This window comes from Polyangiaceae bacterium (genome assembly GCA_020633235.1).
Lineage (GTDB): Bacteria > Myxococcota_A > Polyangia > Polyangiales > Polyangiaceae > JACKEA01.
Window position 1 is genome coordinate 978,037 of record JACKEA010000003.1, and the last position, 26,574, is coordinate 1,004,610.

Sequence of the window (26,574 nt, forward strand, 5' to 3'; positions counted from 1 at the left end):
CTCATGCTGGGGAGAGGGCGCTGGCCGCGGCGTCGGGAGTCGTCTATCTTGGGCGGTGATGGCGGAGAGGGAGTTCTTGGCGAAGGTGCACCGGGTCTTCGCTGCTCCCCCGAAGGTGGTGTGGGCGCTGGTGGCCGACAGCAATCGCACCGATCGCGCCATGGGCCTCAAGCCACCCCAATACGAGATGAAAGCCTCGGGGGACGGCAAGCCGAGCACGGTGGTCGGCCACGCGAAGGAGCTGGGCTTCGAGGTGCGCTGGGTGGAGCCGCCCTACGAGTGGGTGGAAGGCCGAACGCTCCACGGCGAGCGGCGCTTCGAGAAGGGCCCGGTCTCCCGCGGGGGTCTCCGGGTGCGCATCGAGCCCACCGCCGGCGGCAGCCGGGTCGAGGTGGAGAGCTACGTGGCGGCCAGCGGGGCGCTGGCGCGCTTGGTGGGGCTGAAGCTGCGCTCCGACATGCGCGCGTCGCTGAACCGCTATCTGGATCAGCTGGAGACCCTGCTGGCCGGACGGGCTCTGGACGAGTTCAGCGGCGACGAGCCGCCGGCGTCGGCGGTGCGACGCTTGCTCATGAACGCGAGCGCGAGCCCGACGATCTCCGGGGTTGCGTCGCGAACGGACGCATCCGAGCTGTCGTTCCGACAGCGGCGCTACGACAAGACGCCAGTGAGCGCGGAGCTCCGCGCCCGGGTGGTGGATCTCCTCGCGCACCGTCCCGACGAAGAAGTGAACCGCATCCGCCCTTACGAGCTGGCGCGGGTGTGGGGGCTGCCGCGACGAGACGTGCTCACCGCGTTCTTGCACGCGGCGCGCGCCGGCTTGGTGGACTTGAAGTGGCAGCTCGACTGCCCGACGTGTCGCGTGGCCGCGGGCAGCACCGCGACCATGGCCTCGGTGCAGCCGCGAGATCACTGCGACTTCTGTGACGTGGACTTCGCGGTGGACTTCGCCGAGAACGTGGAAGCCGTGTTTCAGGTGAACCCGGCCATCCGCAAGGTGGGCTCGCCGGTGTATTGCGCCAGCTCCCCCACGCTGCGCCCCCACGTTTTCGCGCAGTTTCGCCTGTCCCCGAGGGAGCGACGGGAGATCTCCGCGGACCTGCCCCAAGGACGGCTCTTGGCGCGGGTCGTCTCCAGCCCCCACCGCGCAGAGATCGAGGTGAAGCGGCCGCATCGAGTCGATTTCAGACTCACGGCGTCGGGGCTGACGGCCGAGCAGCAGGGCGAGGGCGCGGAGCACACCGCTCTGACGGCGGTGAACGACACCGAGAGTGACGCCTTGCTCGTGATCGAGCGCTCGACCTTCGAGCCCGACGCGGTGCTCGGACGCGACATGGCGACGGTGCCGGACTTCCTCGACCTGTTCTCCGCCGAGGCGCCGGCCGCGGGGGTGGACCTCTCCGTCGCTTCCCTCACCTTGCTGTTCACGGATCTGACGGACTCCACGGCGCTGTACGAGCGGCTGGGGGACGCCAAGGCGTTCGCCTTCGTGGAGGATCACTTCCGCACCCTCGGTCACGTGGTGGTGGCCCACGACGGCGCCATCGTGAAGACCATGGGAGACGCGGTGATGGCGGCGTTTCCTTCGGCCGTGCGCGCGGTGGACGCGGCGATCGAAATGGTGCAGCGCATGAATCAACGCCATGGGGACGTTGGCGCGTCGCTGAAGGTCGGCCTCCACGAGGGGCCCTGCTTGATGGTGCGCGCCAACGAGCGGCTCGACTTCTTCGGTACCACCGTGAATCGAGCGGCGCGGCTTCAGGCGAAGGCCGGCGCCGGTCAAGTGGTGCTGATGGAGTCTCTGCTGGAGCACCCCGACATCCGCGAGCGAGTGGCGCACGGCGGTTTTGCGCTGCACCCTTTCGAGGCGGAGCTCAAGGGGTTCTCGGAAATGCATCGACTGGTCGCCCTGGACGTCGCGCCGGGCTGATTCTCCGCTTGGCATGGCCACGCCGTGCGTTATGTGGGCACCGTGGCGAGCGTCCCCGAGATCCGCATTCGAACCGCGAACGGCGCCGGCGTCCGCAAGGACGGCGAGTACGTCCTGTACTGGATGACCGCCCAACGGCGGACGCACGACAACTTCGCCCTGGACCGCGCCATAGAGCACGCCAAGAGCCTCGACCGACCCTTGGTCGTGCTCGAGGCTCTCCGCGTAGGCTACCGCTGGGCGAGCGACCGGCTGCACCGCTTCGTGATCGAGGGCATGCGGGACAACCAGGAGCGTTTCGAGAAGAGTCCCATCGCCTACTACCCTTATGTGGAGCCCGAGGCAGGCGCGGGGAAGGGACTGCTCGCCGCGCTCTCGGACGATGCAGCTGTCGTGGTCACCGACGAGTACCCCTGCTTCTTCCTGCCGCGCATGCTCGAGGCTGCCGCGGCTCGAGCACCCGGACGTCTGGAGGTGGTCGACGGCAACGGCCTGTTGCCGCTGCGCGCGACGGATCGCGTGTTCCATCGCGCTGTGGACTTCCGGCGAGCGCTACAGAAGACGCTGCCGGAGCATCTCGGGGAGCGACCGCGGGCGGATCCGCTGCGTCGACTGGAGCTGCGGGCCGCGCCCAAGCTCGCGATCTCGTCCAGGTGGCCCGCGGCCGATCTCCCGAAGCTGCTCGACGGCGGCATCGCGGAGCTGCCGCTGGATCACGGAGTGGGCGCGGTGAGCTACGCCGGGGGCGAAAAGGCGGCGCTCGGGCGTCTTCGGGGCTTCATCACGAACGCCCTCGCGCGCTACGGGGAGGAGCACCACCACCCCGACGCCGACGCCTGCAGCCAGCTCTCGCCCTACCTTCATTTCGGCCACGTCTCGCCCCACCGCGTCTTCGATGCCGTGGCGCGAGAAGAAGGCTGGAGCGTGGAAGCTCTCGGCACCCGCCGAGCGGGCCAGCGGGAGGGTTTCTGGGGCATGTCGAAGAGCAGCGAAGCGTTCTTGGACGAGCTCGTCACCTGGCGCGAGCTCAGCGCCAACTTCACCCATCGTGTGAAGGACTACGATCGCTACGCCACGCTGCCGGAATGGTCCCGGAAGACCCTGGAGAAACACGCAAAGGACGAGCGTGAGTACGTGGTGAGCGCGGAACGGCTGGAAGCCGCCGATACCGACGACGAGATCTGGAACGCCGCACAACGCGAGCTCGTCAGCGAAGGTCGCATCCAGGGCTACCTCCGCATGCTGTGGGGCAAGAAGGTGCTGCAGTGGTCGAAGACTCCCGCGCAGGCGCTCGAGACCTTGATTCACCTCAACAACAAGTACGCGGTCGACGGACGGGACCCGAGCTCCTACAGCGGGATCTTCTGGTGCTTCGGTCGCTTCGATCGGCCGTGGGGGCCGGAGCGGCCGATTTTCGGTACGGTCCGCTACATGACGTCGGACAGCACGCGGCGAAAGCTGCATCTCTCGCGCTATCTCGAGCGCTGGGGAAGTGGGCAGGGCAGCTTGTTCTGAGCGGATGCGCTCGGCACGAGATTTGGGCTAGGCTGCCGCCGTGCGGCGGATAGTCTCGATTGCGCTCGCTCTGGTGCTCGCCGGGCCGGTGGCCCACGCGGCGGACCGCCCCACGGAACGCGACAAGCAGGCCAGTCAGCTGATGGAGAAGGCGCAGTGGGTGGATGCTGCAGCGCTGCTCCGAGAGCTGGTGGCGGACAAGCCCACTGCGACGCGGCTCTTCAACCTGGCGCAGGCGGAACGCAACCTCGGTGCGCTGGCGGACGCGAAGCAGCACTTCGCTCGAGCAAAGGAGCAAGCCTCGGCCGAGCACCTCGACGCAGTGGCGTCCGCGGCCAGCCAGGCGGTGACTGAGCTTTCGCCGCGGGTGCCGGTGCTGGTGCTGTCCATCTCGCCGGCCGCGGAGGGCGCCAGAGTTCGCGTGGATGGACGCGTGGTGACCCTCGCCGCGGACGGTAGCGTGGAAGTGAACCCCGGCACGCGACAGCTATCCGTGAGCGCACCGGGTTACATCACGTTCGAGCAAACGCTCTCGCCGCGCCCCACGGATCGCCTGAACGTCTCCGTGGTGCTTCGGGCACCAGCGGGCCGCGCGAAGACTCCGGAACCGACACCGCCCAAGAAGGAGGAGACAAGCGCCGGCGGCGGTCCTCCCCTGCCGGCCATCGTTCTCGGGGGCGTGGGCGTGTTGGCGCTCGCCGGCGGCACGGCGTTCCACTTCGTTTCCGAGAGCAAGTACGACGACGCCACACGGGACTGCGACAAGAGCGGCGGCACCGTTTCGTGTCCGACCTCCATCAAGAACGACCCGGATCACCAGAACCTGCTGGACGAGTCGGACTCGGCCAAGGTGAAGCGCAACGTGCTCCTCGGCGTGGGCGCCGCGGCGTTGGTGGCGGGCGGCGTCTGGTGGTACCTGGACGCGAGCAGCCGCTCGAAGACGCAGATGGGCGTGCTCCTGGGGCCGTCCACGGCGGGCGCCCAGATCCGCTGGCACGCGTGGTGAGCTGCAAAGCGCGCTCAGCTGTGCGACCCTGCGCCGCGTGAGGAACACCGCCGTGATGTTCGCCCTGCTGCTGTGTGCGGGGGCGTGTGACAGCAAATCTACGAGCGAGCCCGCGACGCCCGCGAGCGCGACCAGCGTCGTGGCTCGGACGAGCAGCGAGCCCGCGACGAGTGCCGCGCCGCCCCGACAAAAACCCAAAACTGCCAAGGAACGGGCAGCGGAGCTGGCCCATCGCTTCATCATCCTGGATGGCCACGTCGACGTGCCCTATCGCCTGGAGGAGAGCAAGAACGACGCGGGGGAGCTGACGGAGGACGTCACACAGGCGACCAAGGAAGGGAACTTCGACTACCCGCGAGCCCGGGCCGGAGGTCTGGACGCTCCGTTCTTCAGCATCTACGTGCCCGCCCGCTATGAAGGGCACGGCGCAAGGAAGTTCGCCGACGGTCTGATCGACATGGTGGAGGGCATCGTGAAGGGCGCCCCCGAAAAATTCGTGCTGGCGCGCTCACCCGCGGAGGTAAAGAGCGCCTTCGCGAATGGAAAGATCGCCGTGCTGATGGGAATGGAGAACGGCTCGCCCATCGAGCACAAGCTGGAGAACGTGCGTTACTTCCACGATCGGGGGATTCGTTACATCACACTGGCGCACTCCAAGGACAACCACATCTCCGATTCGTCGTACGATACGCGGCACACGAATCACGGTCTGAGCCCGTTCGGCAAGAAGGTGGTGACGGAGATGAACCGCCTCGGCATCTTGGTGGACGTGTCGCACATCTCGGACGATGCCTTCGAAGACGTGATGAAGGTGACGAGCGTCCCGGTGATCGCCTCGCACTCGTCGTGTCGGCACTTCACGCCGGGCTTTCAGCGGAACATGAGCGACGACATGATCAAGGAGCTCGCCGCAAACGGTGGAGTGATCCAGATTAATTTCGGCTCGGACTTCTTGGACGGCGCTATCCAGAAGGAAAACGACAAGCATTTCCACGAGTTGATGGCGCTGCTCACGAAGAAGCACCTGAGCTACGGGGAGAAGCGCGCCAAGCCCGTCAAGAAGGAGTTCTGGGACGGCGTGGAGAAGAAGCACGCGAAGCTGTCGCAGGTGGCCGACCACATCGATCACGTCGTGAAGCTGGTGGGCATCGACCACGTGGGCCTGGGCTCGGATTTCGACGGCGTGGGGGACACGCTCCCCGAAGGGTTGAACGACGTCTCCATGTATCCGAACCTGATCGAGGTTCTGATCGAGCGCGGCTACAGTGACGCCGACATCGAGAAGATCTGCTCCGGGAACGTGCTGCGTGTGTGGGGCAAGGTGGAAGCGTACGCCAAGAGCCAGGCCGAGCCTTGAGCCCCCGGGCGTGACAAGATTTGGGGGTGGGACGCTATCGCGCCAGAGACCTGCTCTTGCCCCCGGGTTGGGTGAGCCTTTCGCGAGTGCCGCTGGCGGTAGCGTTTCCCTTCGTGGAGGAGAGCGCCGCGGCGTCGCTGGTGGTGCTGTCGTTGGCGGCGCTGACGGACGTGGTCGATGGCTACTTGGCACGACGGCTGGACATGGCCACCCCCACGGGGGCAGTGCTCGACGGCATCACCGACAAGCTGTTCGTGGCGACGGTGGTGGTGAGCTTGGTGGCGAGCGGCCGGCTGCCCGCGTGGGGCGTCGTCCCGCTGGCGATGCGCGAGCTCGGCGAGCTGCCGCTGGTGGCGTGGTGGCTCGTCAGCCGACCGCAGCGAAAGACGAAAGCCGATGAACCGAAGGCAAACTGGATCGGCAAGGCGGCCACCGTGCTGCAGTTCGTCACGGTCGTCGCCTGCATCCTGGGCACTCCCGCCGAGGCCCCCTTGTTGATGGCGACCGGCGTGACCGGTGCCATCGCCGCTGCCTTCTATTGGCGGCGCGAGCTGTCCGCTTGGCGGCGGGTCAATGGGGATCCAGGTCCTCGAGCCCGAACAGGTCGAGGTCCGTAGTCACAGCGACTTGGCTGAACGCAGCGCCGTTCTTGCTCTGGAGCAACGCACCGCTCTGCCCGGCGAGGTAGGAGTCCGAGCCGTCGTGGCTGATGAGGGCGGCGTACAGATTCTTGTCGGTGGCTGTCGTCACCTGCTGCCAGTTACCCGGCGCCGTGCGTGTGTAGGCCGTGCCGCCGTCGCCGGCGATGAGCGCGGCCTGGCCGTCAGGGCCAACGCTCACCGCGTTCAACGCCCCAGCGAGAGTGGTCTCGAGCTGGAACGACATGCCCTTGTCGGTCGACGCGAACACGTGACCGGCGTCGTCCACGGTGAGGATCTGCACGGCGTTGGCATCCATGGCCACGGCGGCCAGATCCAGCGCGCCGCTGACGGTGCTCGCTTCCCAGCTCTCCCCCGCGTCGCGCGAGAGGATCACCGTGGCGGCGTCCCCAACGGCGACGAGCAGCTTGCCCCCGAGCCCGGCGGCGGTGCCGTGCAGATCGCTGGTGGTCTTGGTATCCACCGCGAGCCAGGTCGCTCCGCCGTCGTTGCTTCGGATCAGGGTGCCGGCATCCCCGGCGGCGATGCCGATCAAAGCGCTCGAGCCGTGGGCAAAGTGGACCGAGCGCAGGGTCTGGCTCACTCCCGAGCTCTGCTCCGCCCAGGTCTGACCGTAGTCGGAGGAGTGGACCACGGTGCCACTCTCGCCCGCGGCCCAGCCGTGCTCGTTCCCCACGCAAGTGACCGAGTAGAGATTTTGGTCGACGAGGTTCCGCTCTTGCCAGCTCTGTTCGTCGAAGGTCTGGACGAAAACGCCCTGCTCTCCCACGGCGGCCTTCCACTTGATGCCGCCGCTGCCGCCGCTGCCGCCGCTCGAACCGCCGCTGCCGCCGCTGCTCGAACCGCCGCTGCCGGTCGGCTTTTTGTCGTCGCTGCTGCAGCCCACGACGAGTAGTCCCAATACGATCGCCAGCGCGACGCGCTTCGGTGTCCCCATGCCTCCAGAGTACATGAGGGTGACAACCCGGGGAAGGTCATCCTAAATGCGGAGCCGTGGGTCGTAAGCGGTTCTTGGAGCTCGACGAAGAGCAACGCGCGCTCCACGACTCGTGGGACGACATCGCACGCGTCGTGTTCTTGGTGAGCTTGACGTCGTGCGTCATCTGGGCGCTGTGCGCGGGGCTCAAGAAGGCCATGCACCTGATGGTCGATGGGCTCTTGGAGTTCGTGGCGAGTCACGGCCCATGGCTCGGCCCGCTGGCGCTACTCGGCACCCTCGTGGGGGGCGGCTTGATCCGCGGCGTGCTGAACCGCTGGCCCAGCTGGCGCGACGCCGCGGGAGACGGCATCGATCTGGCGCTCGGCAACTATCACTCCACCTATCACGACGACGTCGACGATCCTTCGCCGCGTTTCAGGCTGCCGGCGTTCGGCCTCGCGCTGCGCAAGCTGCTGGCAACACTCCTCACCTTGGGAACTGGAGGTTCCGGCGGGCTCGAGGGTCCGGTGGTGCTGATTGGCGAATCCACCGGAGCCGGCGTCGCGCGGGTGATGGCCTCGCGCTCCGAGCACGAGCTCCGCACCTATCAGATCGCCGGCATCGCCGCGGCCGTGGCCTCCCTGTTGAACGCACCCTTCGCGTCGGCGCTGTTCGCCACCGAGATCGCGTACGGCGATCGCGTCATCTACCGCAAGCTCGCCTACGCCCTGCTGGCCGGCACCATCGCCTACGTGTTGAACAACCGCGTGCTCGGCTACACACCCGTGTTCGTCGCGCCGGAGCATGCCCACACCTACACGCTCACGGAGTATGGCGTGACGGCGCTGGTGGCGATCGCCGTCAGCGCACCGCTGGCCCTCGGCTTCGGCCTGGCCATGAAGAGCACCCGCAAGCTGGTGGGCAAAGTGCACCCCGTCGCGCGGGGCGCCGTGGGGGGCCTCGGCACCGGAATCGTCGCCTTGGCGCTCTACTTCGCCGTGGGCATGGATACGCGCCACGTGCTGGGCATGGGCGAGCACACCTTGAAGGAGCTGTTGTCCGCCCACCCTCCCGCAGACTTGGGAGCGTGGTGGTTTCTGCTGCTCGCCGTGCTGGGCCGAACGCTGACCACCGGGCTCACCATCCAATCGGGAGGTTCGGCGGGCCTCTTGATTCCCTCGATGTTCCTCGGCGGCGTCTCCGGAGCAGCGACCTGCCGCCTGCTGCAGCTCGTCGGCCCTTTCGCGCAGCTCGACGTGGCGCTGTTCGTGGTGGTGGGCATCGCCTCGGCGCTGGTGGCGATGGTGGGGGTGCCTCTGGCGGCCATCGCGCTGGTGCTGGAGATCTTCGGCACGCCCTACGGACCGCCGGCGATCCTCGCCTGTGGCGTCACTTACGTGCTGACCCTGCGGCTGACGGTGTACGAAGGGCAGCGCATGTCTCCGGACCCCACCGGAGACGAGATCGGTGCCTGGGAACCGGCTACCGAGCCGAATGCGAACGCCGATGTAAGGTCCGAACAAACCGGATCGTTGTCCGAAACGTCGAAGTCCTCGGACCAGGAAAATCCGCCTTCATGAAGCAGAAAATCCTTCGCAATTTCACCTGCGCCGGCTTGTTGGCGCTGACCACGGCGGCCTGCGGCGGGACCAAGCCTCCGGAGCACGGTGGCCACACCGGTCCCGTGAGCGAGGCCGAATCCAGCTCCAAGCAGCGCGAGAGCGTGGCCATCACGGTCTACAACCAGAACTTCGGGCTGGTGCGGGAGGTTCGTAACGTGGGCCTCGGCAAGGGCCGGGTCTCCCTCGAGTTCAAGGACGTCTCGGCGCACATCCAGCCGGAAACGGTGAGCATCAAGTCGCTCTCTTCCGCGGACGCCCTGTCCGTGTTGGAGCAGAACTACCGCTACGACGTGCTCACCCCGCAGAAACTGCTGGAGAAGTACGTCGGCAAGAAGATCCGCGTCTACCGCTACAACGAGAAGACCGGCAAGGACGAGGCCTACGACGCCGAGGTGCTCGCAGCCGAGCAGGGCACGGTGCTCAAGATCGGCAACGAGATCACCTACAACTTCCCGGGTCGCTTCGCCTTCCCCGAAGTTCCGGACAATCTCATCGCCAAGCCGACCCTGGTGTGGCTGCTCGACAGCGGCGCCGCCCAACAGAAGGTGGAGATCAGCTACCTGAGCCAGAACCTGAACTGGAGCGCGGACTACGTCCTGGTCGTGGACGACAAGGACGAGAAGGGCGACCTGACGGGCTGGGTCACGCTCACCAACAACAGCGGCACCAGCTACGAGAACGCCACCCTGAAGCTGGTAGCGGGGGACGTCCAGCGCGTGAGCCAACAGCAGATGATGGACTACGCGATGGCCGAGACCGCCTCGGCACCACCACCACCGCCCGCAGAGCCCCAGTTCCACGAAGAGGGCTTCTTCGAGTACCACCTGTATACGCTCAGCCGCCCCGCCGACGTTCTGGACAAGGAGCAGAAGCAGGTGACGCTCTTGGATGCCCATGACATCGCCATCGAGAAGAAGCTCATCTTCTTCGGCGCTGCACAGTATTACCGCGGCAACTACGGCCAGGTGGTCTCGAACCAGAAGGTGGGCGTGTATCTGGACTTCGAGAACAAGAAGTCGAACCACATGGGCATGCCGCTGCCGAAGGGCGTGGTCCGTGTCTACAAGGCGGACAAGAGCGGCGCCAAGCAGTTCATCGGCGAGGACAGCATCGACCACACGCCGCGGGACGAAGAGATCCGCATCAAGATGGGCGAAGCCTTCGACGTGGTGGGCGACCGCAAGCAAACGGACTGGAAGACCCTCGGCATCTGCGCCTCGGAGTCTTCTTGGGAGATCGAGCTGCGAAACCACAAGGACGAAGCCGCCACCGTGGAGGTGCGGGAGCCCATCAACGGCGACTGGGAAATCTTGAGCGAGAGTCATCGCCACAAGAAAGAGGACGCGCACACCTTCACTTTCGACGTGAACGTGCCGGCGCGGGGCAAGACCAAGGTCACTTATCGAGTGAGGGTGCGCTGGTGCTGAGCGAGAGGAAGACGATGCGAAGGATTCGACGACTGGCCGGGCTCGCGCTCCTGCTCGGCTCCGGCAGCGCGCTGGCAGCGCCCGCAAAGAAGACCTCCGGCGCGAGCGACCGCAAGGAAGTGAGCATCACGGTCTATAACCAGAGCTTCGGCCTGGTGCGCGAGGTGCGGGATCTGAACCTGGGCAGCGGAGACGTCGCCCTCGAGTTCAAGGACGTAGCGTCGCAGATCCAGCCGGAAACCGTGGCAATCAAGTCGCTGTCGAATCCGAACGGCCTCTCCGTGCTGGAGCAGAACTACCGCTACGACCTGCTCACGCCGGCCAAGCTGCTCGAGAAGTACGTCGGCAAGAAGGTGCGTCTGTATCGCTTCAACGAGAAGACCGGCAAGGACGAGTCCTTTGACGCGAAAATCCTCAGCGTGGCCAACGGCGAGCCGGTGTACGAGATCAACGGCGAGGTCACCTATGGATTCCCGGGGCGCATCGCCTTCCCCGGCGTTCCCGACAACCTGATGGCGAAGCCCACTCTGGTCTGGATGCTCTCCAGCAAGCAAGCCCAGCAGAAGGTGGAAGCCACCTACCTGACCCGCGGGCTCAACTGGAAGAGCGACTACGTGTTCGTCATCAACGCCGACGACAGCGCCGGAGACCTCACGGGCTGGGTCACGCTCACCAATCAGTCCGGCGCGTCCTACAAGAACGCCAAGCTCAAGCTGGTGGCCGGTGACGTGCAGCGTGTCTCGAACGTGGCCTACGACCGGGCGCCCAGGAGCTACGCCGCAAAGAGCGCGGGCCAGAGCACGGGCTTCCGCGAGGAAGGCTTCTTCGAGTACCACCTGTACACGCTCCAGCAACCGACGGACGTGCTGGAGAACGAGCAGAAGCAGGTGACGCTGCTGGAAGCGCCGAACGCCAAGGTGCAGAAGAAGCTGATCTACTTCGGACAGCAATACTGGTACCGCGGCCGCTACGGTGAGGTGCAGAAGAACCAGAAGGTGGGCGTGTACCTCGACATCGAAAACACCGCGAAGAACGGTCTCGGAATGCCGCTGCCCAAGGGCATCGTGCGCGTGTACAAGGCCGACAAGAGCGGCGCCAAGCAGTTCATCGGTGAAGACAACATCGACCACACGCCGCGGGACGAGAAGGTACGCATCAAGATGGGCGAGGCCTTCGACGTGGTGGGCGATCGCAAGCAGATGGAGTGGAGGACCTTCGGCTCCTGCACCTCGGAAAGCACCTGGGAGATCGAGCTCCGCAACCACAAGAAGCAGGCAGCCCAGGTGGAGGTGTACGAGCCCATCGGCGGGGATTGGACGATTCTGGAAGAGTCGCATCCGCACCAGAAAAAGGACGCCTTCACCTTCACTTTCGACGTGAAGGTGCCTGCAAACGGCAAGACCAAGATCAAATATCGAGTGCGCGTTCGCTGGTGCTGACGCACCATGGCCGTCATGGCCGGGGACGAGGCACTGGTCGGCATCGCCAGCACCGTAGTCGCGCTCGAGCCTCAGGCAGCGGCCGCTGAAAGGCCCGTCGCTTCCCGCGATCGCTATCAACGCCGCGGCGTGCTGGGCGAAGGTGGCATGGGACGCGTGGAGCGCGTGTTGGACTCGGACCTCCTACGGGAGGTCGCCGCCAAGCAGCTCCGACCGGAGCTCCGGAACGACGGTCGCTTGCTGCGCCAGTTCTTGTGGGAAGCGCGAGTGACCGCCTACCTGGACCACCCGAACATCGTTCCGGTTCACGATCTGGGCGTGTCGCCGACGGGCCACCTGTACTTCACGATGAAGCTCGTCCGCGGCGAGTCGCTGGAAGCAGCCCTGGAAGGGTTGCCAAGTGACGAAGGCGCGCTGGCAACCGTGCCTCGGCGCCTGCGGGTCTTTCTGCAGCTGTGCCACGCGGTGGCCTACGCCCACGCCGCCGGCGTGCTGCATCGGGATCTGAAGCCCGCCAACGTCATGCTCGGTGCTCATGGCGAGGTGCTGGTGACGGATTGGGGCCTGGCGGTGCCACTGCCGACCCCCGCTGGCGACGAGCTGCGTCACCACCTGCCGGAAACCTCCGAGCGCTCGGGCTCCGGAACGCCAGTGTACATGTCTCCAGAGCAGGCCCGAGAAGAACCGCTGGACGAGCGCTCCGACGTCTATGCGCTGGGCGCCATTTTGTACGAGCTGTGCGAGCTCCGGCGCGCTGTCGACGGGAAGACGCTGGCCGAGATCCTGGTCAAGGTGAGCACTGGTGAGCGCCGCCCCACGGAACGCGCTTCTGCTCCGCTGGCTGCCGTGATCGACAAGGCGATGGCGTCGGATCGCGACCGACGCTACGCGAGCGTGTCAGCCCTGGCGGCGGACGTGGAGGTCGCCCTCGACGGTCGAACTCCCGACGCCGAAGCGGCGTCGATGCTGACCCAAGCCAAGCGTTACTACTTCTCCCACGATCCTGCGATCAGTCGCCTGCGCGTCATCGACGTCGACTTCTGGGTGGGGTCGACGTTCTTTCTGGGGATGGGTGCGGCGATCGCTCTCGGCCGCTTCCTCAGCATCCATTGGTGGTGGCCCGTGCTGGTGGGCGTCGTGGTGGCGGTGATGCCTACGCTCCGCTGGCTCCGGTTTCGACGGAGCATGCCGCGTCGCAACGCCCCGTGAGTCGAAGACGATTGTCGGCGAAACGGGCGTAGGCGAAGTCGAGCGCGTGGGAGACGCCGGGCAGGCGACTCAGCGCGACGAGAGGACCGAGTCCCACGGCCGCGTACAGCCGGCGAAACACCTCGACGCCTTCGATCAGGGAGCCGTCGGGGAGCCGGGCATGGATGCGGGACATGAGCTCGGCCTGGGTCCGGCCCAGAACGGCCGCGTCGAAGTCCGGAGCTGCGATGTCCGTGAAACGGATCCGCTGGCGCCGATCCCATCGCTGGAGCATCCGGATCTCGCGGCGGCACAAGGGACAGTCGCCATCGAAGAACACCTCAACGTCCATGCGTCCATGCTTTGTCCTAGACAATGCATTCGTCAATCCCTTGCTGGCCCAATCCGGCGCGGCTACGACTCGTAGCCATGCGCCGCGCCCTCATCCTGTTGGCCTTGCTGGTGTTCGCCGTCGGCTGCTCGAAGCCCAAGCCCCCCAAGATCGAGCCCCACGCTGCACGCGTGAAGACGGTGGACGCCACCGGGCTCACCCTGGGCGTGGAGCTGGACGTGACGAATCCCAACGGGTTCCCACTGCTGGTGCGCACCGTGAGCGGCAAGCTGTTGATGGGCTCTGGGGTAGAGGTTGGAAACGCCCGGGTCGACAGCGGCAAGACCGTCCCCGCCAACGGCACGGCGCGGCTGTCGAGCGATCTCACCGCACGCTGGTCGAACATCGCCGCCCTCGCGCCCTTGGCCACCACCGGGAAGCCCGTCGCCTACACGTTCGAAGGCATCGCCAACGTGGGCGGGGAGAAACTCAACCTCGACGTTCCGTTTCGACTTCAGGGCGAGCTGAAGCCGGAGCAGCTCTTGGCCGCTACTCTGCGCGGCCTCGTTCCACCGCAGTGATCAGCCGCGGTGGCTCTCCACCGCCGGCGCTGCCAAGACGCCCACGTCTTCGTCGCCGCGCCCTGCGGCAATGAATGCATCCATGCGTTTCGCGAGCGCGGGAAGGAGCGCGAGCTTGCGGTCCCCCGCTGCCTCCAACATCAAGCGCAGGTCCTTGCGGGCCATGGTCAGGGCAAAAGCAGCGGCGAAATCCCCTTGTGCCATCTTGCTGCCGCGATAGCCGATGGTGCCGGCGGGGTTGAACTTGGAGAACAGCGCGTGCGCCTCCTTGGCGTCGATGCCCAAGCTGCTGGCCATCGCGAATACGTCCGATAGACCGCCCACGATGGTGAGGATCATGGCATTGCCGAACAGCTTGTAGGCTGCCGCCAGATCACCGCGCTCACCGACGAACCAAACCTCCCCGGTCATCCTTTCGAGCGCCTCTTTGACTCTGTCGAAGCGCGCGCGAGGCCCAGCGCTCAGCATCAACCCCTGCGCCTGACGGCAGTGTTGCGGCGCCATGAACACCGGCGCGTGGAGCAACTCGATCCCCAATTCTTCGCAGCGCCGGAAGCGAGCGGCAGTGCCCGCGGGAGAAGCGGTGGAGTGATCCACGACCACGACGCCGGCACCAAGCCCGGGACGGATCGCGGCGATCACGGCGTCCACCGCCGCGTCGTCGGTCAGCGCGAGATGGACCCGCCCCGCACCCCGCACTGCCTCCGCAGCGTCCTCCGCGACCGTGGCTCCAAGCTTCGCCAGCGGCTTCGCCTTGTCCTGGGTGCGGTTCCAGACGCTCACCGTTTCCCCGCGGCCCAGCGCGGCTTCCACCATGGCCGAGCCGATCAAACCAGTTCCCAAGAACGCGACGTGTGACATGGCGGGCACGTTGCCGCGGGGACGCCTCGAGATCCAGATCCAGTCTCGATGTAAGACGCTGTGCGGCAATGTGGGTGCACGCCACCCCGGAACGCGCTACATCTTTCGCGATGGCGGGACACCGATGGTGCTGGGCGACGCTCGTGGTGGTGACGGCGTGTGCCACTTCCGAGCAGGGCCTGTCGCCGGGAACGAATCCATTCGATGCGGGGTTGGGCGGCTTCGCCGGGCAGCAGCAGGATTCGGGGCCGGACGTGAGCGACGAAGCCGCGAGTGGTGGCATGGCCGGGGCCGGAGGCGCCCTAAACGACGCCGGCTCTGATGCCGCTTCGGATGCCAGCCAAGATGCGGCGGTGGACGCTCTGCCGGACGCCCCTCCCGACGTCGTGAGCGTCACCGGTTTGGAAGGTTACTGGACCTTCGACGAGGCCGCGGGGCTCGCCTTCGACATCTCCGGAAACAACAATCACGGCACCGTGAAGGGCACCGCTGTGGCTCAGGCAGTCGCCGGCAAGGTGGGACCTGCGATCGGCTTCAACGGAGGCAACGGCCAGGTGCAGATTCCAAACTCGTTGACTCTGGACTTCAGCACCGGAGCGACCATCGAGTTTTGGATCCGGCTGGGAAGTGTTCAGAGCGGCACCATCCTGTCCCGCGGAACGGGCCAGAACGACAGCCACGTCCGACTCAAGACCGCACAAGGCAACATTCAGGCTTCCTTCGGGCAGGTCGGCGTCGGTGCCGCCATCATTACCAGCAGCGCCAACGTACTTTCCCCGGGATCCTGGACGCATGTCGCGGTGGTGGACGACGGTTCTTCGCTGATTCTGTACGTCGACGGCACGCTGCACGCGACGGCGTCCGGGGGTTACCTCACGGCGATCTTCGGGGACCTGTACATCGGGAAGAGCGCAGCAGTGGACACGGCCTTCAACGGATCCATCGACGACCTCAAGTGGTGGAACGTCACGCGTTCGAACCAAGAGATCTGCAGCGATGCCGGGGGGACCTGGGCCCTGGTGGATGGCGCAGGCGCCTGCACGCTGCCGTGACCGTTTGCGCGGACGCGAAAATTCTGAAAATATGAAACTCTGGCTTAAGCCACGGGAGGCTCCCATGCGCGACTCGAGCACGGCCGCACTTGTCTTTGGTTCGATCCTGGTCCTCGCCGCAGCACTGGCGACGGGCTGCGCCAGCGGTGACAGCGGCACCAGCTCCAGTACCGGGGGCGGGGCGGGCAGCGGAGGAGCAGGCGGCTTCGCTGGCGTGGCTGGCGTGGGTACTGGTGGCGCCACGGGCGGAACCGCCGGTGTGGGTGCCACCGGAGGAACCGGCGGCGGCTTCCAAGGCGAGTGTACCGAGAACGAGCAGCGCCCCTGCTACAGCGGGCCGGCGGGCACGGATGGCGTCGGCGAGTGCAAGGCCGGCACCCAGCTGTGCGTGAACGGCTACTGGGGCACGTGCACTGGAGAGGTGGCTCCCACCGCGGAAGTCTGCAATGGCCTGGACGACGACTGCAACGGGCTTGCGGACGAGCAGCTCGGCCAGACGACGTGCGGCATGGGCGCCTGTGCCGTCACCGTCGACAATTGCGTGGATGGCCAACCGCAGACGTGCACGCCCGGAACAGGCAACACCGTCGAGCAGTGCGACGGCGTCGACGACAACTGCGACGGCCAGGTCGACGAGGGCTGCAGCTGTCAGGACGGCCAGACTCAGAGCTGCTACACGGGCGCCCCCGCCACCAAGAACGTCGGGGAGTGCGCCGCCGGTACGCAGACATGCACCAACGGTGCATGGGGCAGTTGCGACAACGAAGTGCTCCCCGCTACCGAGCTGTGTGACGGCCTGGACAACGACTGCAACGGCAAGACGGACGAGGGCAATCCCGAAGGTGGCCAAGCGTGCCAGACCGGGAAGCAAGGCGTGTGCGCCGCAGGCACCACGTCCTGCGTGAACAGCACCAAGATCTGTAATCAGACGGCCGTGCCGAGTCCCGAGGTCTGTGACGGCCTGGACAACAACTGCAATGGCACCGCCGACGAAGGCAATCCAGAGGGAGGCTCGGCCTGCCAAACCGGCCTGCCGGGCGTATGTGCCGCGGGCACCAAGGTTTGCGAGGGCGGCACCGTCAAGTGCAAGCAAGACACCCAGGCCAGCACCGAGACCTGCGACGGCGTCGACAACAACTGCAACGGCCAGACCGACGAGGGCTGCAACTGCGTCAACGGCCAGACCCAGAGCTGCTACACGGGCGCGCCGTCCACCAAGGACGTCGGCCCCTGCCACGGCGGCACGCAGACCTGCGCCAACGGCAACTGGGGGAGCTGCGTCGGACAGGTGCTGCCGAAGGGCGAGACCTGCAACGCCATCGACGACGACTGCGACGGGACCCCGGACGACGGCAACCCCGGCGGCGGCGCCGCGTGCACCACGGGTCTGCCGGGCATCTGCTCCGCGGGAACCATGACGTGCCAAGCCGGCGCCCTCTCCTGCAAGCAGAACCAGACCGCCAACCCGTCCGACATCTGCAACAACAGCCTGGACGACAACTGCAACGGTCAGGTCGACGAGAACTGCAGCGGCGGCCCCTGCGCTCACGACAAGTGCGTGACGGGCGTGGCCCTCACCAGCGGCTGCGGTGGGGATCCGTGCGTGACCCAGGTGTGTGCCTCGGACTCGTTCTGCTGCAGCAATACCTGGGACAGCTTCTGTGTGAGCGAGGTCCGAACGTACTGCGGCAGCCTCAAGTGCGACGAGGCCAAGGGCAACTGCCCTCACACCTTGTGCACCACCGGGACCACCTCCCAGCCCTTCACCACCGGCTGCGACAGCGCCAAGGCCAACTGCGTCTCGCAGATCTGTGCCGTGGACTCCTACTGCTGCTCCACGGATTGGGACAGCATCTGCGTGGGTGAGGTCGTCAGCGAGTGCAACAAGAACTGCAACTGACCGCGTGACGAGCGACGACGGCTTCTGGGTCAAACCCATTGGCGTGGTGCGCTCGCCCTTCGTCGAGCCCCGCCAGGCGCCGCGCCAAGCGCGCCTAGCGGAAGGCGTGACGGCGACCCTCGAGCTGTTCGAGGGTCGCGGCTACGAGTTCGCCGTCGAAGATCTGACCGTCGGCCAGCACCTGTGGATCCTGTTCTGGTTCCACCGGGCCCTCGGCGAGAAGCTCAAGGTGCTGCCGCCACGCAGCTCGGTTCGCCGCGGAGTGTTCTCCACCCGCGCGCCCTATCGACCAAACCCCATCGGCATGAGCGTCGTGCGCCTCGTCGCCATCGACGGATTACGACTGGAGCTTTCCGGCGTGGATCTACTGGACGGCACGCCGGTGTTGGACATCAAGCCGTACCTTCCCTACGCCGACGCGCTGCCGGACGCAGACTCCGGGTGGCTCTCGGCTCCGGACGATCCAGGCCCGCGCTATCGCGTGGAGCTCTCCGAACGCGCGCGGGAGCAACTGCGCTACCTGGCCGAGCAGTGGCACACGGATCTGCGCGCCGGCATCGAGCAAGCGCTCGTGCTCGGCCCGCAGCCCCATCCGTATCGTCGGATCAAACGCGATGGAGACGCCTATCGTCTCGCACACAAGGAGTGGCGTGTGCGATTCACCGTGGACGGCGAGCTGGTCCGCGTCCTCTCCATTGCCACCGGCTACCGGGCCAAGGAGCTCTTCGGTAGCACAGACGCCGAGCTCGAAGCGCATCGGCAGTTCGTGGAACGCTACGGCTTCCCCGGCCACACCGAACGAGCACGCTGAACCCCGTTGATCTACACTTTCCCTTGGAGGCGATGGATGGCGCTCGCTCGTGTTGGTTCTCATCTGGCCCTGCTCTCCGGGCTCGTGCTGTTCGCCACGGGCTGCGCACAATCCGATCAAACCCTGTTTGGTGGGGGCGCCGGGGGCAGCTATCAGAACGACGCCGGCAATCAAAAGACAGATGGCTCCATGGGAGGGTTTGGTTTTGGCGGCGCGGTACCAAGCGGCGGCGCCGCCGGGACCAGCGCTGGGGGCGCCGCGGGGGCGGGTGCCTTCGGCGGTAGTGGTGGCAGCGCGGATGCGGGTGCCGTTGGTGGCTCGGCGGGAGCCGGCGCCTTCGGCGGCACCGGCGCGACCGGCGGCATTGGCGGCACCGGCGCGACCGGCGGCACCGGCGGCACCGGCGGCAGCGCGGGGCAGGGCACCGGCGGTAGCGCGGGTGGTAGCGGTTCCGGCACCGGCGGCAGCAGCAGCGCGAAGCCGAGCGAGGACGACGGTGGCTGCGGCTGCCGGGCTCCGGCGCGGGCTCCGAGCCGCCCCCTCGGCGTAGCGCTCGCGCTCTCCGCCCTGGTGCTCTTCCGCAGGCGCCGCCGCTAGCGGATGCCGCGGGGCACGAGCACGCGCTCGGCAAGCCCCAGAAGGAAGTCCACCAGCAGCGCGAGCAGCGCTGCGGGGACGGCGCCGGACAGGATCAGATCGATGTCGTTGAGCTGGAGACCAGTGACAATCGGGTCTCCGAGACCGCCGGCGCCAATGAAGGCTGCCAGCGTTGCGACGCCGATGCTGATCACGGTGGAGGTGCGAATGCCCGCCATGATCGTGCGCGTGGCCAGCGGCAGCTGCACGCGGAGCAACGTCTGCCGGTTCGTCAGACCCATGCCTCGAGCGGCCTCCAGCAGATCTGCGTCGACCTCCTTGATCCCGGTGAAGGTGTTGCGGAGGATCGGGAGAAGCGCGTAGAGGAACAATGCTGCGATGGCGGAGCGCGCGCCCAGCCCGAGCCCGGGGATCGGGATCATGAAGGCCAGGAGCGCGAGGCTCGGAACCGTCTGGATCACCCCCGCCGCGGCCATCACCGGTGTGGCCAAGACCTGCCGGCGGGTGAGCGAGATGCCGATGGGAACAGCGACCAGCACCGCCAGCAGTACGGCGATCGCCGTGAGCCACATGTGCTGGCCCGCGAGCTTCAGCGTCTGGCTGCGGCGCGACCACATGAAGGCGAGGAAACCGTGGCTGCGTTCCGAGTGAGCCACCGGCCGTGGCTTCGCGCCCTTCAGTAGGCCTTCCTGCTGCAGGAAGCCGCGGGCGACCTCGGCGAAGGAGCCACCCTCTTCTTCGACGCGATAGTTCAGCTTCCGCATCTTCTGGTCGTCGATTCGGAAGGCCAGGCGGTTCAAGAGCTCCCGGAGCTCCGGGTGGCGCTCGAGGGTGTCGGAGCGAACGATCGGTGCGCAGTCGTAGGGCGGGAAGAAGTGCCGGTCGTCCTGGAGAATGCGGATCGGGTAGCGCAGGAGCTTGCCGTCCGTGGTCCAGGTATCGACGAGGTCGATGCGGTGACTGCGAATCGCCTCGTAGGCCAGGCCGTGCTCCATTCCGGACATGTGGGAAATGTGCAGGCCGTACGCCTTGGCCAGCCCCGGATAGCCGTCTTGTCGGTTGAGGAATTCGTGACTGACGCCCGCGCGGAGCTCCTGCTCGTGGCTCTTCAGATCCGAGATGGTACGGATTCCGAGCTCCTTGGCGCGGCCTTCATCCATGGCCAGGGCATAGCTGTTGGAGAATCCGAAGGGGCGAAGCCAGGTGACGTCGAAGCGCTTCTCGAACTCGTCGGCGACGACCAGGTAGGCGCGCAGTGGGTCGCGCACGGGCTCGGCGATCTTCAGATGGATGCTCCAGCCGGTGCCGGTGTACTCGGGATAGGCGTCGATGTCGCCGTTCTGGAGGGCGGTGAACACCACGGTGGTGCCCCCGAGGTTCACCTTGCGCTCCACTCGGATGTCGGAGTGCGCTTCGATGAGCTGCGCCATCATCTCCGCGAGCAGGCGGTTCTCGGTGAAGTTCTTGCTCCCGATCGCCATCGTCGACGTCGTCGCCGGCTGCCCCTCGGCGACGCCGCGGAGGAGCAGCACGCCGATCAGCGTGAGGAAGATCCACCAGCGGTGGGCCAGGACTCTAGGCATGCGGGCCCGCCAAGTGGCTCTGCAGGAATTGACGCACGAACTCGTTCGCCGGGCGCTGGCGGAAGTCCTCTTCCGTGCCGCTCTGCACGATGCTTCCCGCGTCCATGAGCACGACGCGATCGGCGAGCTTGAACGCCTCCGCCATGTCGTGAGTGACGAGCACGATGGTCTTGTCCACTTGCTCTTCGAGCTGCAGGAACTCGTCGTGGAGCTGATCTCGCGTGATGGGATCGAGGGCGCCGAAAGGTTCGTCCATCAAGATGCACGGCGGGTCCAAGGCCAAGGCGCGCGCCACGCCCACGCGTTGGCGTTGACCTCCGGAGAGGTCGCGAGGGAAGCGCGCGGCGTAGTCTTCCGGCGGCAGGTTCACGAGCCGCAAGAGCTCGTCCACGCGCTGCTTCGTCCTCTCCCGCGGCCACCCTTCGAGCGCGCACAGAAGACCGATGTTCTCGGCGACGCTCAGGTGCGGAAACAGGCCACCGCGTTGGATCACGTAGCCGATGCTGCGGCGGAGGCGGATCACGTCCCACTGGGTGATGTCCTTGCCGTCGAACAGCACGCGACCGCTGGTCGGCTCGATCAGCCGATTGATGAGCTTCATGGTGGTGGTCTTGCCCGAGCCGCTGGTGCCGATCAGGGACACCGTCTCGCCGGCAGCGACGTCGAGGGTCAGCCCGCTGACCGCCGCGACCTCCTTGCCCTCGGAGTCGACGAAGACCTTGGAAACGTCGAGAAGCTCGATCAAACCGAAGTCACCGCTGCAGCGCTCCGGTCGCGGTGATCATTCTGGCGCGTCCTTCCGGACGCATTCGTTCACGGAGAAGTAGCCGCGGCTGTCGAGCCACTGCCGACGCAGCTGAAGGCCGGACAGAGAGAGAAGCTTGGGAATGTCCTCGCGGCGGAACTTGCGCGACGTGCCCACCTGCACGGCGTCTCCGGCGGCGAGCCGCACTTCCATGTCCAGCTTGCCGATGTACACGGCCTGGGGGACCGTCGTGGCGAGCTTCATGTTCACGCAGCGGTTCTCGATGCCTTCGTAGGGCTCGTCTCGGTCGTAGGTGGATTCCTGCTCGAAGGCCGTCAAGTCGAAGTTGGCATCCAGCTCGTTGTTGATGCGCCGGAGCATGTTCATGAAGAAAGCGTGGTTCGCGTGCCCGGCTTCGTAGGCGCGACGCAGGATCTCTTCGTCCTTGTGCAGATCGATGCCGATCAGGAAGCGATCGTGCACCGTCATGCGCTCTCGCATCGACCGCAAGAACTCCACCGTATCGGCAAGGGTCTCGATGTTCCCCAGGGAGCCGCCGAAGAACAGGATCACTTTTCCGGCGGCGTCGGGGATGCTTTCGAGCACCTCGTCGAAGTGCCCATGGCGCGGCTCCACCGTTACCCGTCCCGGGTAGGACTCCTCGATCTCCGCCTTGGTCGCGGACAGCGCGCCCTTGGAGAGGTCGATGGGCGTGTATGTGAGCCGGGTGCTCGCCCGCCCGCGCAAGGCGGCGTCGAACAGCAACTTGACCTTGCGGGCGGAGCCACAGCCGAGCTCGACGAACAGTCGTTCTCCGTCGACGATTTCCCCGGCGCGAGAGCGTAGAATCTCCTCTTCGGCGTCCACCAGGTAGTAGTCGGGGCAGTCGATGTAGCGGTCGTACAGGCGCGAGCCCATCGAGTTCCAGATGTGGCAGTGGTCGAGCCGCTTCACCCGAGAGGGGCTGGCCATCGCGCGGCGCACGGCGCTCTCGAACTCGCTCTCCGTTTCCGACAGCTGAGCGTCCTGCACTCGATAGCACCACACCCGAAACATCGCCTTCGGGTCCTTCTTGGGCAGGTACTGCTCGGGCTCGGTGAGGTGGACCTGCTGCCAGACGCCGTCCTTCTCGAGCGCCTCCATCCTCGAGCGCACCCCCATCGCGTCACTCTCGAAGAAGTCCGTGCGCATGGTGAACACGACTACGCCGCCGGGCTTCACGACGCGCGTGATCTCGTCGAGGGTATGCGCCGGAGCTTGGCCGAAGGAGAACACGCCCACCAGCACCGCGGCGGCGAAGTGACTGTTCGGAAACGCGTCCAGAGGAAAGCCCAGGTCCGCCTGCACGACGTGCTGGTAGACGCCCTTGGCAGCGGCTTGCTCCAGCATCGCGTCCGAGAGATCGACGGCGGTCAAGTGGCCGAAGCCGCGCTTGGCGAGCTCGACGCCCGCAGCGCCCGTGCCTGCGCCAGCGTCCAGGACCGGCGAAACGTCCTTGAAAGGGACGAATTTCTCCACGATCTCTGCGGCGCGAACGTGGCCAAAGAAGCCGATGGCCTCGTGATCTTCGTCGTAGGTGGTGGCCCAGTCTCGGTACAGATCCCGCAACTGTGAGCGACTCTTCGCCTCATATGCGCGCTTCCAGATGCGCTCTCGGCGTGCGACGCCGTTGTTGGCCGAGGTGGATTGGGGCGGGGTGGAAGTCGTGTCCGGACTGGTCGAGCTCACTGTTCTCCGCGAAAAAGCACTGCGTCCGCGCATGCGGGACGCGATTGAAAACGATGTCCGATCGTTTCAACGCATCCGCCCCGTGCTGTCAAGGCGCTCTAGTTCAGCAGCTTGCCGTCGGGACCCCGGTCGTCGTCGTCCTTGCCGTCCCCCTGGATCACCTTGAGACCCGAGCGCTGCACACGCTTCTTGCGCGCGTCGCGGTCGCGTGCGGCTTCGCGCTCGAGTGAGCGCAGCTTGAGCTTGAGCCAGAAGCGACGCGCGGGGCTGGGCGAGCCACCGAAGAGCCAGCCCGCGAGCATGCCGCCGAAGGGAGAGACAAGCCCTGCTGCCGGCATCTCCAGCGTGATCACCATCAGCACGCTCATGGCCACCACGAACAGCACCAGGCCGCGGGAAGTGACCGGCAGCACGAAGAAGAGCTGCACGGTCTGGCCCTTGAAGCTCATGGCCCAGGCGATGGCGATGGCCTCGATCGCCGGCACGGAGGAAAACCAGTACTCGGGGATCAGCTTGGCGGCGACGGAAGCCGGCAAGATCTTTCCCATCAGCATCTGGAACAGATAGGCGACGGTGCTCGACAGGATCAGAAATCGGATCAGCTTCGGCCCACCCCACTTCTGCTCCAAGCTGGGCGTGAGGAAGTAGAAGCCGAGCAAGGCGAAGAAGATCGCGCCCACCCGCGGCTCGTGCATGAGCGGCGCGGTGAACAAGCGCCACACTTCGCCTTCGAGGATCTTGTCGGTGTTGCCACAGAAGAAGGCGAAGGCAGTCCCGGGTGCGCCGCCCCAGTTCAGGCCCAGCGCGAAGGCCAGCCAGATGGCGAACAGCGTGATCATCACGCCCCACAGCGCCTTGCCGGGGCGGGGCAGCACGAAGGCCGGAGTCGGGTTCTCCCTCACGAGACAACTCGTAGCCGCAGCCGCGGCCCTCCGCAACTCACTGGACGGCGGTGCAGCTGGCGTCGCGCACTACGCCCGGCATCGTCGTCGCGCTGCACAGCGCGATGGGCCCGGGGGATCCGTCGGTCTTGCGGGTGGTGACGGTGACGTCGTGGGCCGCGGCGGCGAGCCCGTCGAAGCGGAGATCCCCGCCGCAAGGCACCGTCTTCTTGTCGCTGCCGTCCAAGAGGCCCGTGACTTCGCTGATGTCGCTGCAGCTGATGCCCAGCGTCGCGCTGACCACGGACGAGGGAACTCGGATGCTGGAGTCCTCCGTCAGCGGATCGCAACCGGCGTCCAGCGTCGCCCCGGCCTGCGCCTTGCGGAAACAGGTGGTGCCCCAACGCGGCGAGGACGCTCCGCTCTCGAAGGCGAACACCTCGAAGTCGTAGCTCTGATCGGGCGTCAGATCGCTGAAGGTGGCCGAGTCACCGCAGCCCGCGCTCTGTGTCGCCGGCGCGGCGCCCAGCCGGTGGGCATCGAAGTGCTCGACCATGCCGGCATCCGTGCCGCAGGTCAGATCCCCGAGGGCCGTGCCGATACCCACGCGAATGGCGGTCGGCGTGTCGCTACCGGCGACGAGCTTGCCGCAGCCGTGCACGTAGCGGGTCAGGTAGTAGGCGGCGGTGACCGGACCTTCCGCCGGGGAGCCGGCGAGGTTCCTGCCACAGCTCGTGCTCCAGCGGGGGGGGACGTACTCACCGGTGCTGTCCCGCACCAGGGTGCGGCCGCCGGGCCCGAGGGCATGCACGTCGGTGCGATCGTACACGTCGACCTCGGCGTCGTAGCGATGGCCCGGGATCACGAAGCCGGTGGCGGCGGGCTGCAAGCACGACAGCGGGCGATAGGCGCCGCCGTCGCTGAGCACCGTGCTCGGCAACGCAAAGGGATCCGCCGGCTCCTCGGCGGTGCCGAGGTCGAAGAACGTGACCACCATGCGTCGCGCTGCGCCGGGCGCGTCCGCGCACACCACCTCGCCCAGGAAATCCTGCGGGGCGACCGCCACCAGCGTCGGCGTCCGAGTCGGGGCCTCGCCCCCGGTGCTGCTGCACGCGGTGGTGGCCACGAGCAGGGCGGACAAGAGAAGAGTACGCAACGTGCCGGGTGTCCTAGCCCGAGCCGTGCTCCACGCAAAGCGGGATTTTGCAGGCTGGGCCAAAGGCCTATTCGATGGGCAGGTACACGCGTTCGTCGCCCATCGGCTCGTAGGCCACCAGCTGATCCGAGCGCAGCACGAAGCGAGCGGCCGCGGAGCCGGCTTCCAAGGTGGGCTCGGGAAAATCTCCGGGAGAGCAGCGGCGGCTGAGCACCACCGGCGGGCGCGACACCTCTACGGCGGCGGCGCCGTTGTGCCGCGCGTAGCGCACGCGCACGTTGAACGCCGACTCGGCGGTGCAGTCGAAACGCTCCCCGCTGCGTATCGTGAGCTTCTCCGCCACGCTCACGTGCTCCTCCGCCGTGGCCGAGCCGCTGTGCAGCCGGAGCGTGCTGGTCACGGTGCGCTCGAAGCGCTCGATGACATTGGGTGGCGGGCGGATGCCGCGCGACTGCTGCATCGCTTGCCAGGTGGTTCCCACCCGCAGCACTTCGTCCTCGGGGGTCTCGTGGGCGACTTCCGGCGGCCGTTCGTTGGCGCGGCCTCCGCAGCCCGCGAGCACGAGAGACGCGAGCACGGTCGCGCGGGCGATCATTCCGTCGCGCCGTCCGTGGCCGCCTCGCTGCCACTGTCCTTCGGGGTGGAGGTATCCGGGGCGGCGTCCGGAACCTCGACGGGGACGGCCAGGAACTCGCACTCGGCGATCTTCTCCGGGTTCAGCACCACGTCGCACACCTTGGTGAGGGCGGTCTTGTCGCTCGGCTTGGGGTCGCAGCTCGAGAGCTCCGTCACGCCGTTCTTCGCGCAGCTGCCGGCGGCCTGGATCGAGCTCACGCAGCTCTTCACCTGCGGTGCCCCCGGCTGCTCGCCCTTCGCCAACCCGTGCAGGCACTGGTCGCGATAGAAGCGCTTGCACTGATCGACGTCGTCCACGATGCCGCAGAACTGCGCAGCTTCGCAGCGGGCTTCCTCGATGTCTCGGCATTCGTCCACGCCGACGGCGTCCGTGCCGCAGCCGGCGGCATGGAAGACCAGGAACGAGTAGACGAAGGACGCAGCCAAGGCCGCCAGCGGTCGGGACACACCCATGGGGTGGCGCTACCATGCCGGCCCGAGGAGAGGCGAGTTTCTGGCGGCCTGCGCCGGTCTCTAAAGCGTGTTGACAGTTTCTGCCGACACCGCCCTTCTCGGGCGTCGGGCATAGGCCCTTCCTGCTTCGACGAGGGTAGTCTCACGGACCGGAGCGACGGTTCGCCAGAGCTTCCCTCTCCACAAGCGTTTTGCGT

At 66.7% G+C, this 26,574-nt stretch carries 24 protein-coding genes; 14 read left to right on the top strand and 10 right to left on the bottom strand.

What is annotated here, in order from left to right; translation table 11 throughout:
• Positions 1 to 58 precede the first annotated feature (58 nt).
• Genes H6717_21230 through H6717_21250 form a run of 5 tightly spaced genes read left to right on the top strand, consistent with a single transcriptional unit; the run spans position 59 to position 6,425 of the window.
• Entirely contained in the window at positions 59 to 1,930 is a 1,872-nt protein-coding gene (locus H6717_21230; GenBank protein ID MCB9579567.1) for an SRPBCC family protein, read from the top strand.
• A 42-nt stretch (positions 1,931 to 1,972) separates the two neighbouring features.
• Complete coding sequence (locus H6717_21235) at positions 1,973 to 3,445, top strand: deoxyribodipyrimidine photolyase (GenBank protein MCB9579568.1); 1,473 nt, start codon at positions 1,973 to 1,975, stop codon at positions 3,443 to 3,445.
• Between the two features lie 40 nt (positions 3,446 to 3,485).
• A complete protein-coding gene (locus H6717_21240; GenBank protein ID MCB9579569.1) occupies positions 3,486 to 4,451 on the top strand; it encodes a PEGA domain-containing protein in 966 nt (321 codons plus the stop codon).
• A 55-nt stretch (positions 4,452 to 4,506) separates the two neighbouring features.
• Positions 4,507 to 5,808, top strand: coding sequence for a membrane dipeptidase (locus tag H6717_21245; protein MCB9579570.1), 1,302 nt, complete (start codon positions 4,507 to 4,509; stop codon positions 5,806 to 5,808).
• A 26-nt stretch (positions 5,809 to 5,834) separates the two neighbouring features.
• Positions 5,835 to 6,425, top strand: a complete 591-nt coding sequence (locus H6717_21250) for a CDP-alcohol phosphatidyltransferase family protein (GenBank protein MCB9579571.1) — start codon at positions 5,835 to 5,837, stop codon at positions 6,423 to 6,425.
• Here H6717_21250 and H6717_21255 read toward each other — a convergent pair.
• Positions 6,379 to 7,404: a hypothetical protein gene (locus tag H6717_21255; GenBank protein ID MCB9579572.1), complete on the bottom strand. Its 1,026-nt coding sequence runs from the start codon at positions 7,402 to 7,404 to the stop codon at positions 6,379 to 6,381. The genes H6717_21250 and H6717_21255 overlap by 47 nt on opposite strands.
• Positions 7,405 to 7,460: 56 nt before the next feature.
• Between H6717_21255 and H6717_21260 the strand changes: the two genes are divergently transcribed.
• Genes H6717_21260 through H6717_21275 form a run of 4 tightly spaced genes read left to right on the top strand, consistent with a single transcriptional unit; the run spans position 7,461 to position 13,083 of the window.
• Complete coding sequence (locus H6717_21260) at positions 7,461 to 8,966, top strand: chloride channel protein (GenBank protein MCB9579573.1); 1,506 nt, start codon at positions 7,461 to 7,463, stop codon at positions 8,964 to 8,966.
• On the top strand, positions 8,963 to 10,435 hold the full coding sequence (locus H6717_21265; protein MCB9579574.1) for a DUF4139 domain-containing protein: 1,473 nt from the start codon (positions 8,963 to 8,965) through the stop codon (positions 10,433 to 10,435). The genes H6717_21260 and H6717_21265 overlap by 4 nt, the downstream gene beginning before the upstream one ends.
• Positions 10,436 to 10,449: 14 nt before the next feature.
• The gene (locus H6717_21270) at positions 10,450 to 11,874 is read left to right on the top strand and encodes a DUF4139 domain-containing protein (protein ID MCB9579575.1); all 1,425 of its coding nucleotides are present in this window, start codon (positions 10,450 to 10,452) and stop codon (positions 11,872 to 11,874) included.
• Between the two features lie 6 nt (positions 11,875 to 11,880).
• Positions 11,881 to 13,083 carry a serine/threonine protein kinase gene (locus H6717_21275; GenBank protein ID MCB9579576.1) on the top strand — a complete coding sequence of 401 codons (1,203 nt, stop codon included), beginning with the start codon at positions 11,881 to 11,883 and terminating at the stop codon, positions 13,081 to 13,083.
• Here the strand turns inward: H6717_21275 and H6717_21280 are convergent.
• The gene (locus H6717_21280; protein MCB9579577.1) at positions 13,028 to 13,414 is read right to left on the bottom strand and encodes a DUF393 domain-containing protein; all 387 of its coding nucleotides are present in this window, start codon (positions 13,412 to 13,414) and stop codon (positions 13,028 to 13,030) included. The genes H6717_21275 and H6717_21280 overlap by 56 nt on opposite strands.
• 77 nt (positions 13,415 to 13,491) lie before the next feature.
• Here H6717_21280 and H6717_21285 point away from each other — a divergent pair, with 77 nt between their 5' ends.
• Positions 13,492 to 13,974 carry an LEA type 2 family protein gene (locus tag H6717_21285; GenBank protein MCB9579578.1) on the top strand — a complete coding sequence of 161 codons (483 nt, stop codon included), beginning with the start codon at positions 13,492 to 13,494 and terminating at the stop codon, positions 13,972 to 13,974.
• Here H6717_21285 and H6717_21290 read toward each other — a convergent pair whose 3' ends face one another.
• Positions 13,975 to 14,835, bottom strand: coding sequence for an NAD(P)-dependent oxidoreductase (locus H6717_21290; GenBank protein MCB9579579.1), 861 nt, complete (start codon positions 14,833 to 14,835; stop codon positions 13,975 to 13,977).
• Positions 14,836 to 14,945: 110 nt separating this feature from the next.
• On the opposite strand from H6717_21290, the gene H6717_21295 reads away from it, so the two are divergent.
• From H6717_21295 to H6717_21310, 4 genes are all read left to right on the top strand, one after another.
• Positions 14,946 to 15,887, top strand: coding sequence for a LamG domain-containing protein (locus H6717_21295; GenBank protein MCB9579580.1), 942 nt, complete (start codon positions 14,946 to 14,948; stop codon positions 15,885 to 15,887).
• Positions 15,888 to 15,951: 64 nt separating this feature from the next.
• Positions 15,952 to 17,787: a hypothetical protein gene (locus tag H6717_21300; protein ID MCB9579581.1), complete on the top strand. Its 1,836-nt coding sequence runs from the start codon at positions 15,952 to 15,954 to the stop codon at positions 17,785 to 17,787.
• A 4-nt stretch (positions 17,788 to 17,791) separates the two neighbouring features.
• Positions 17,792 to 18,598 carry a tRNA (N6-threonylcarbamoyladenosine(37)-N6)-methyltransferase TrmO gene (tsaA, locus tag H6717_21305; protein MCB9579582.1) on the top strand — a complete coding sequence of 269 codons (807 nt, stop codon included), beginning with the start codon at positions 17,792 to 17,794 and terminating at the stop codon, positions 18,596 to 18,598.
• A gap of 36 nt (positions 18,599 to 18,634) precedes the next feature.
• Positions 18,635 to 19,195 (top strand): hypothetical protein, encoded by a 561-nt coding sequence (locus H6717_21310; GenBank protein MCB9579583.1) that lies wholly within the window; start codon positions 18,635 to 18,637, stop codon positions 19,193 to 19,195.
• On the opposite strand, the gene H6717_21315 is transcribed toward H6717_21310, so the two are convergent.
• From H6717_21315 to H6717_21345, 7 genes are all read right to left on the bottom strand, one after another.
• Positions 19,192 to 20,778, bottom strand: a complete 1,587-nt coding sequence (locus H6717_21315; GenBank protein ID MCB9579584.1) for an ABC transporter permease subunit — start codon at positions 20,776 to 20,778, stop codon at positions 19,192 to 19,194. The two genes, H6717_21310 and H6717_21315, sit on opposite strands and share 4 nt — an antisense overlap.
• On the bottom strand, positions 20,771 to 21,520 hold the full coding sequence (locus H6717_21320; GenBank protein ID MCB9579585.1) for an ATP-binding cassette domain-containing protein: 750 nt from the start codon (positions 21,518 to 21,520) through the stop codon (positions 20,771 to 20,773). The genes H6717_21315 and H6717_21320 overlap by 8 nt, the downstream gene beginning before the upstream one ends.
• Before the next feature lie 39 nt (positions 21,521 to 21,559).
• Positions 21,560 to 23,251, bottom strand: coding sequence for an L-histidine N(alpha)-methyltransferase (locus tag H6717_21325; GenBank protein MCB9579586.1), 1,692 nt, complete (start codon positions 23,249 to 23,251; stop codon positions 21,560 to 21,562).
• A gap of 98 nt (positions 23,252 to 23,349) precedes the next feature.
• On the bottom strand, positions 23,350 to 24,153 hold the full coding sequence (locus H6717_21330) for a rhomboid family intramembrane serine protease (GenBank protein ID MCB9579587.1): 804 nt from the start codon (positions 24,151 to 24,153) through the stop codon (positions 23,350 to 23,352).
• Between the two features lie 37 nt (positions 24,154 to 24,190).
• Complete coding sequence (locus H6717_21335) at positions 24,191 to 25,288, bottom strand: hypothetical protein (protein ID MCB9579588.1); 1,098 nt, start codon at positions 25,286 to 25,288, stop codon at positions 24,191 to 24,193.
• Positions 25,289 to 25,355: 67 nt separating this feature from the next.
• On the bottom strand, positions 25,356 to 25,883 hold the full coding sequence (locus H6717_21340; protein MCB9579589.1) for a hypothetical protein: 528 nt from the start codon (positions 25,881 to 25,883) through the stop codon (positions 25,356 to 25,358).
• A complete protein-coding gene (locus H6717_21345; GenBank protein ID MCB9579590.1) occupies positions 25,880 to 26,377 on the bottom strand; it encodes a hypothetical protein in 498 nt (165 codons plus the stop codon). Before H6717_21345 ends, H6717_21340 begins: the two co-directional genes overlap by 4 nt.
• Positions 26,378 to 26,574: the final 197 nt, after the last annotated feature.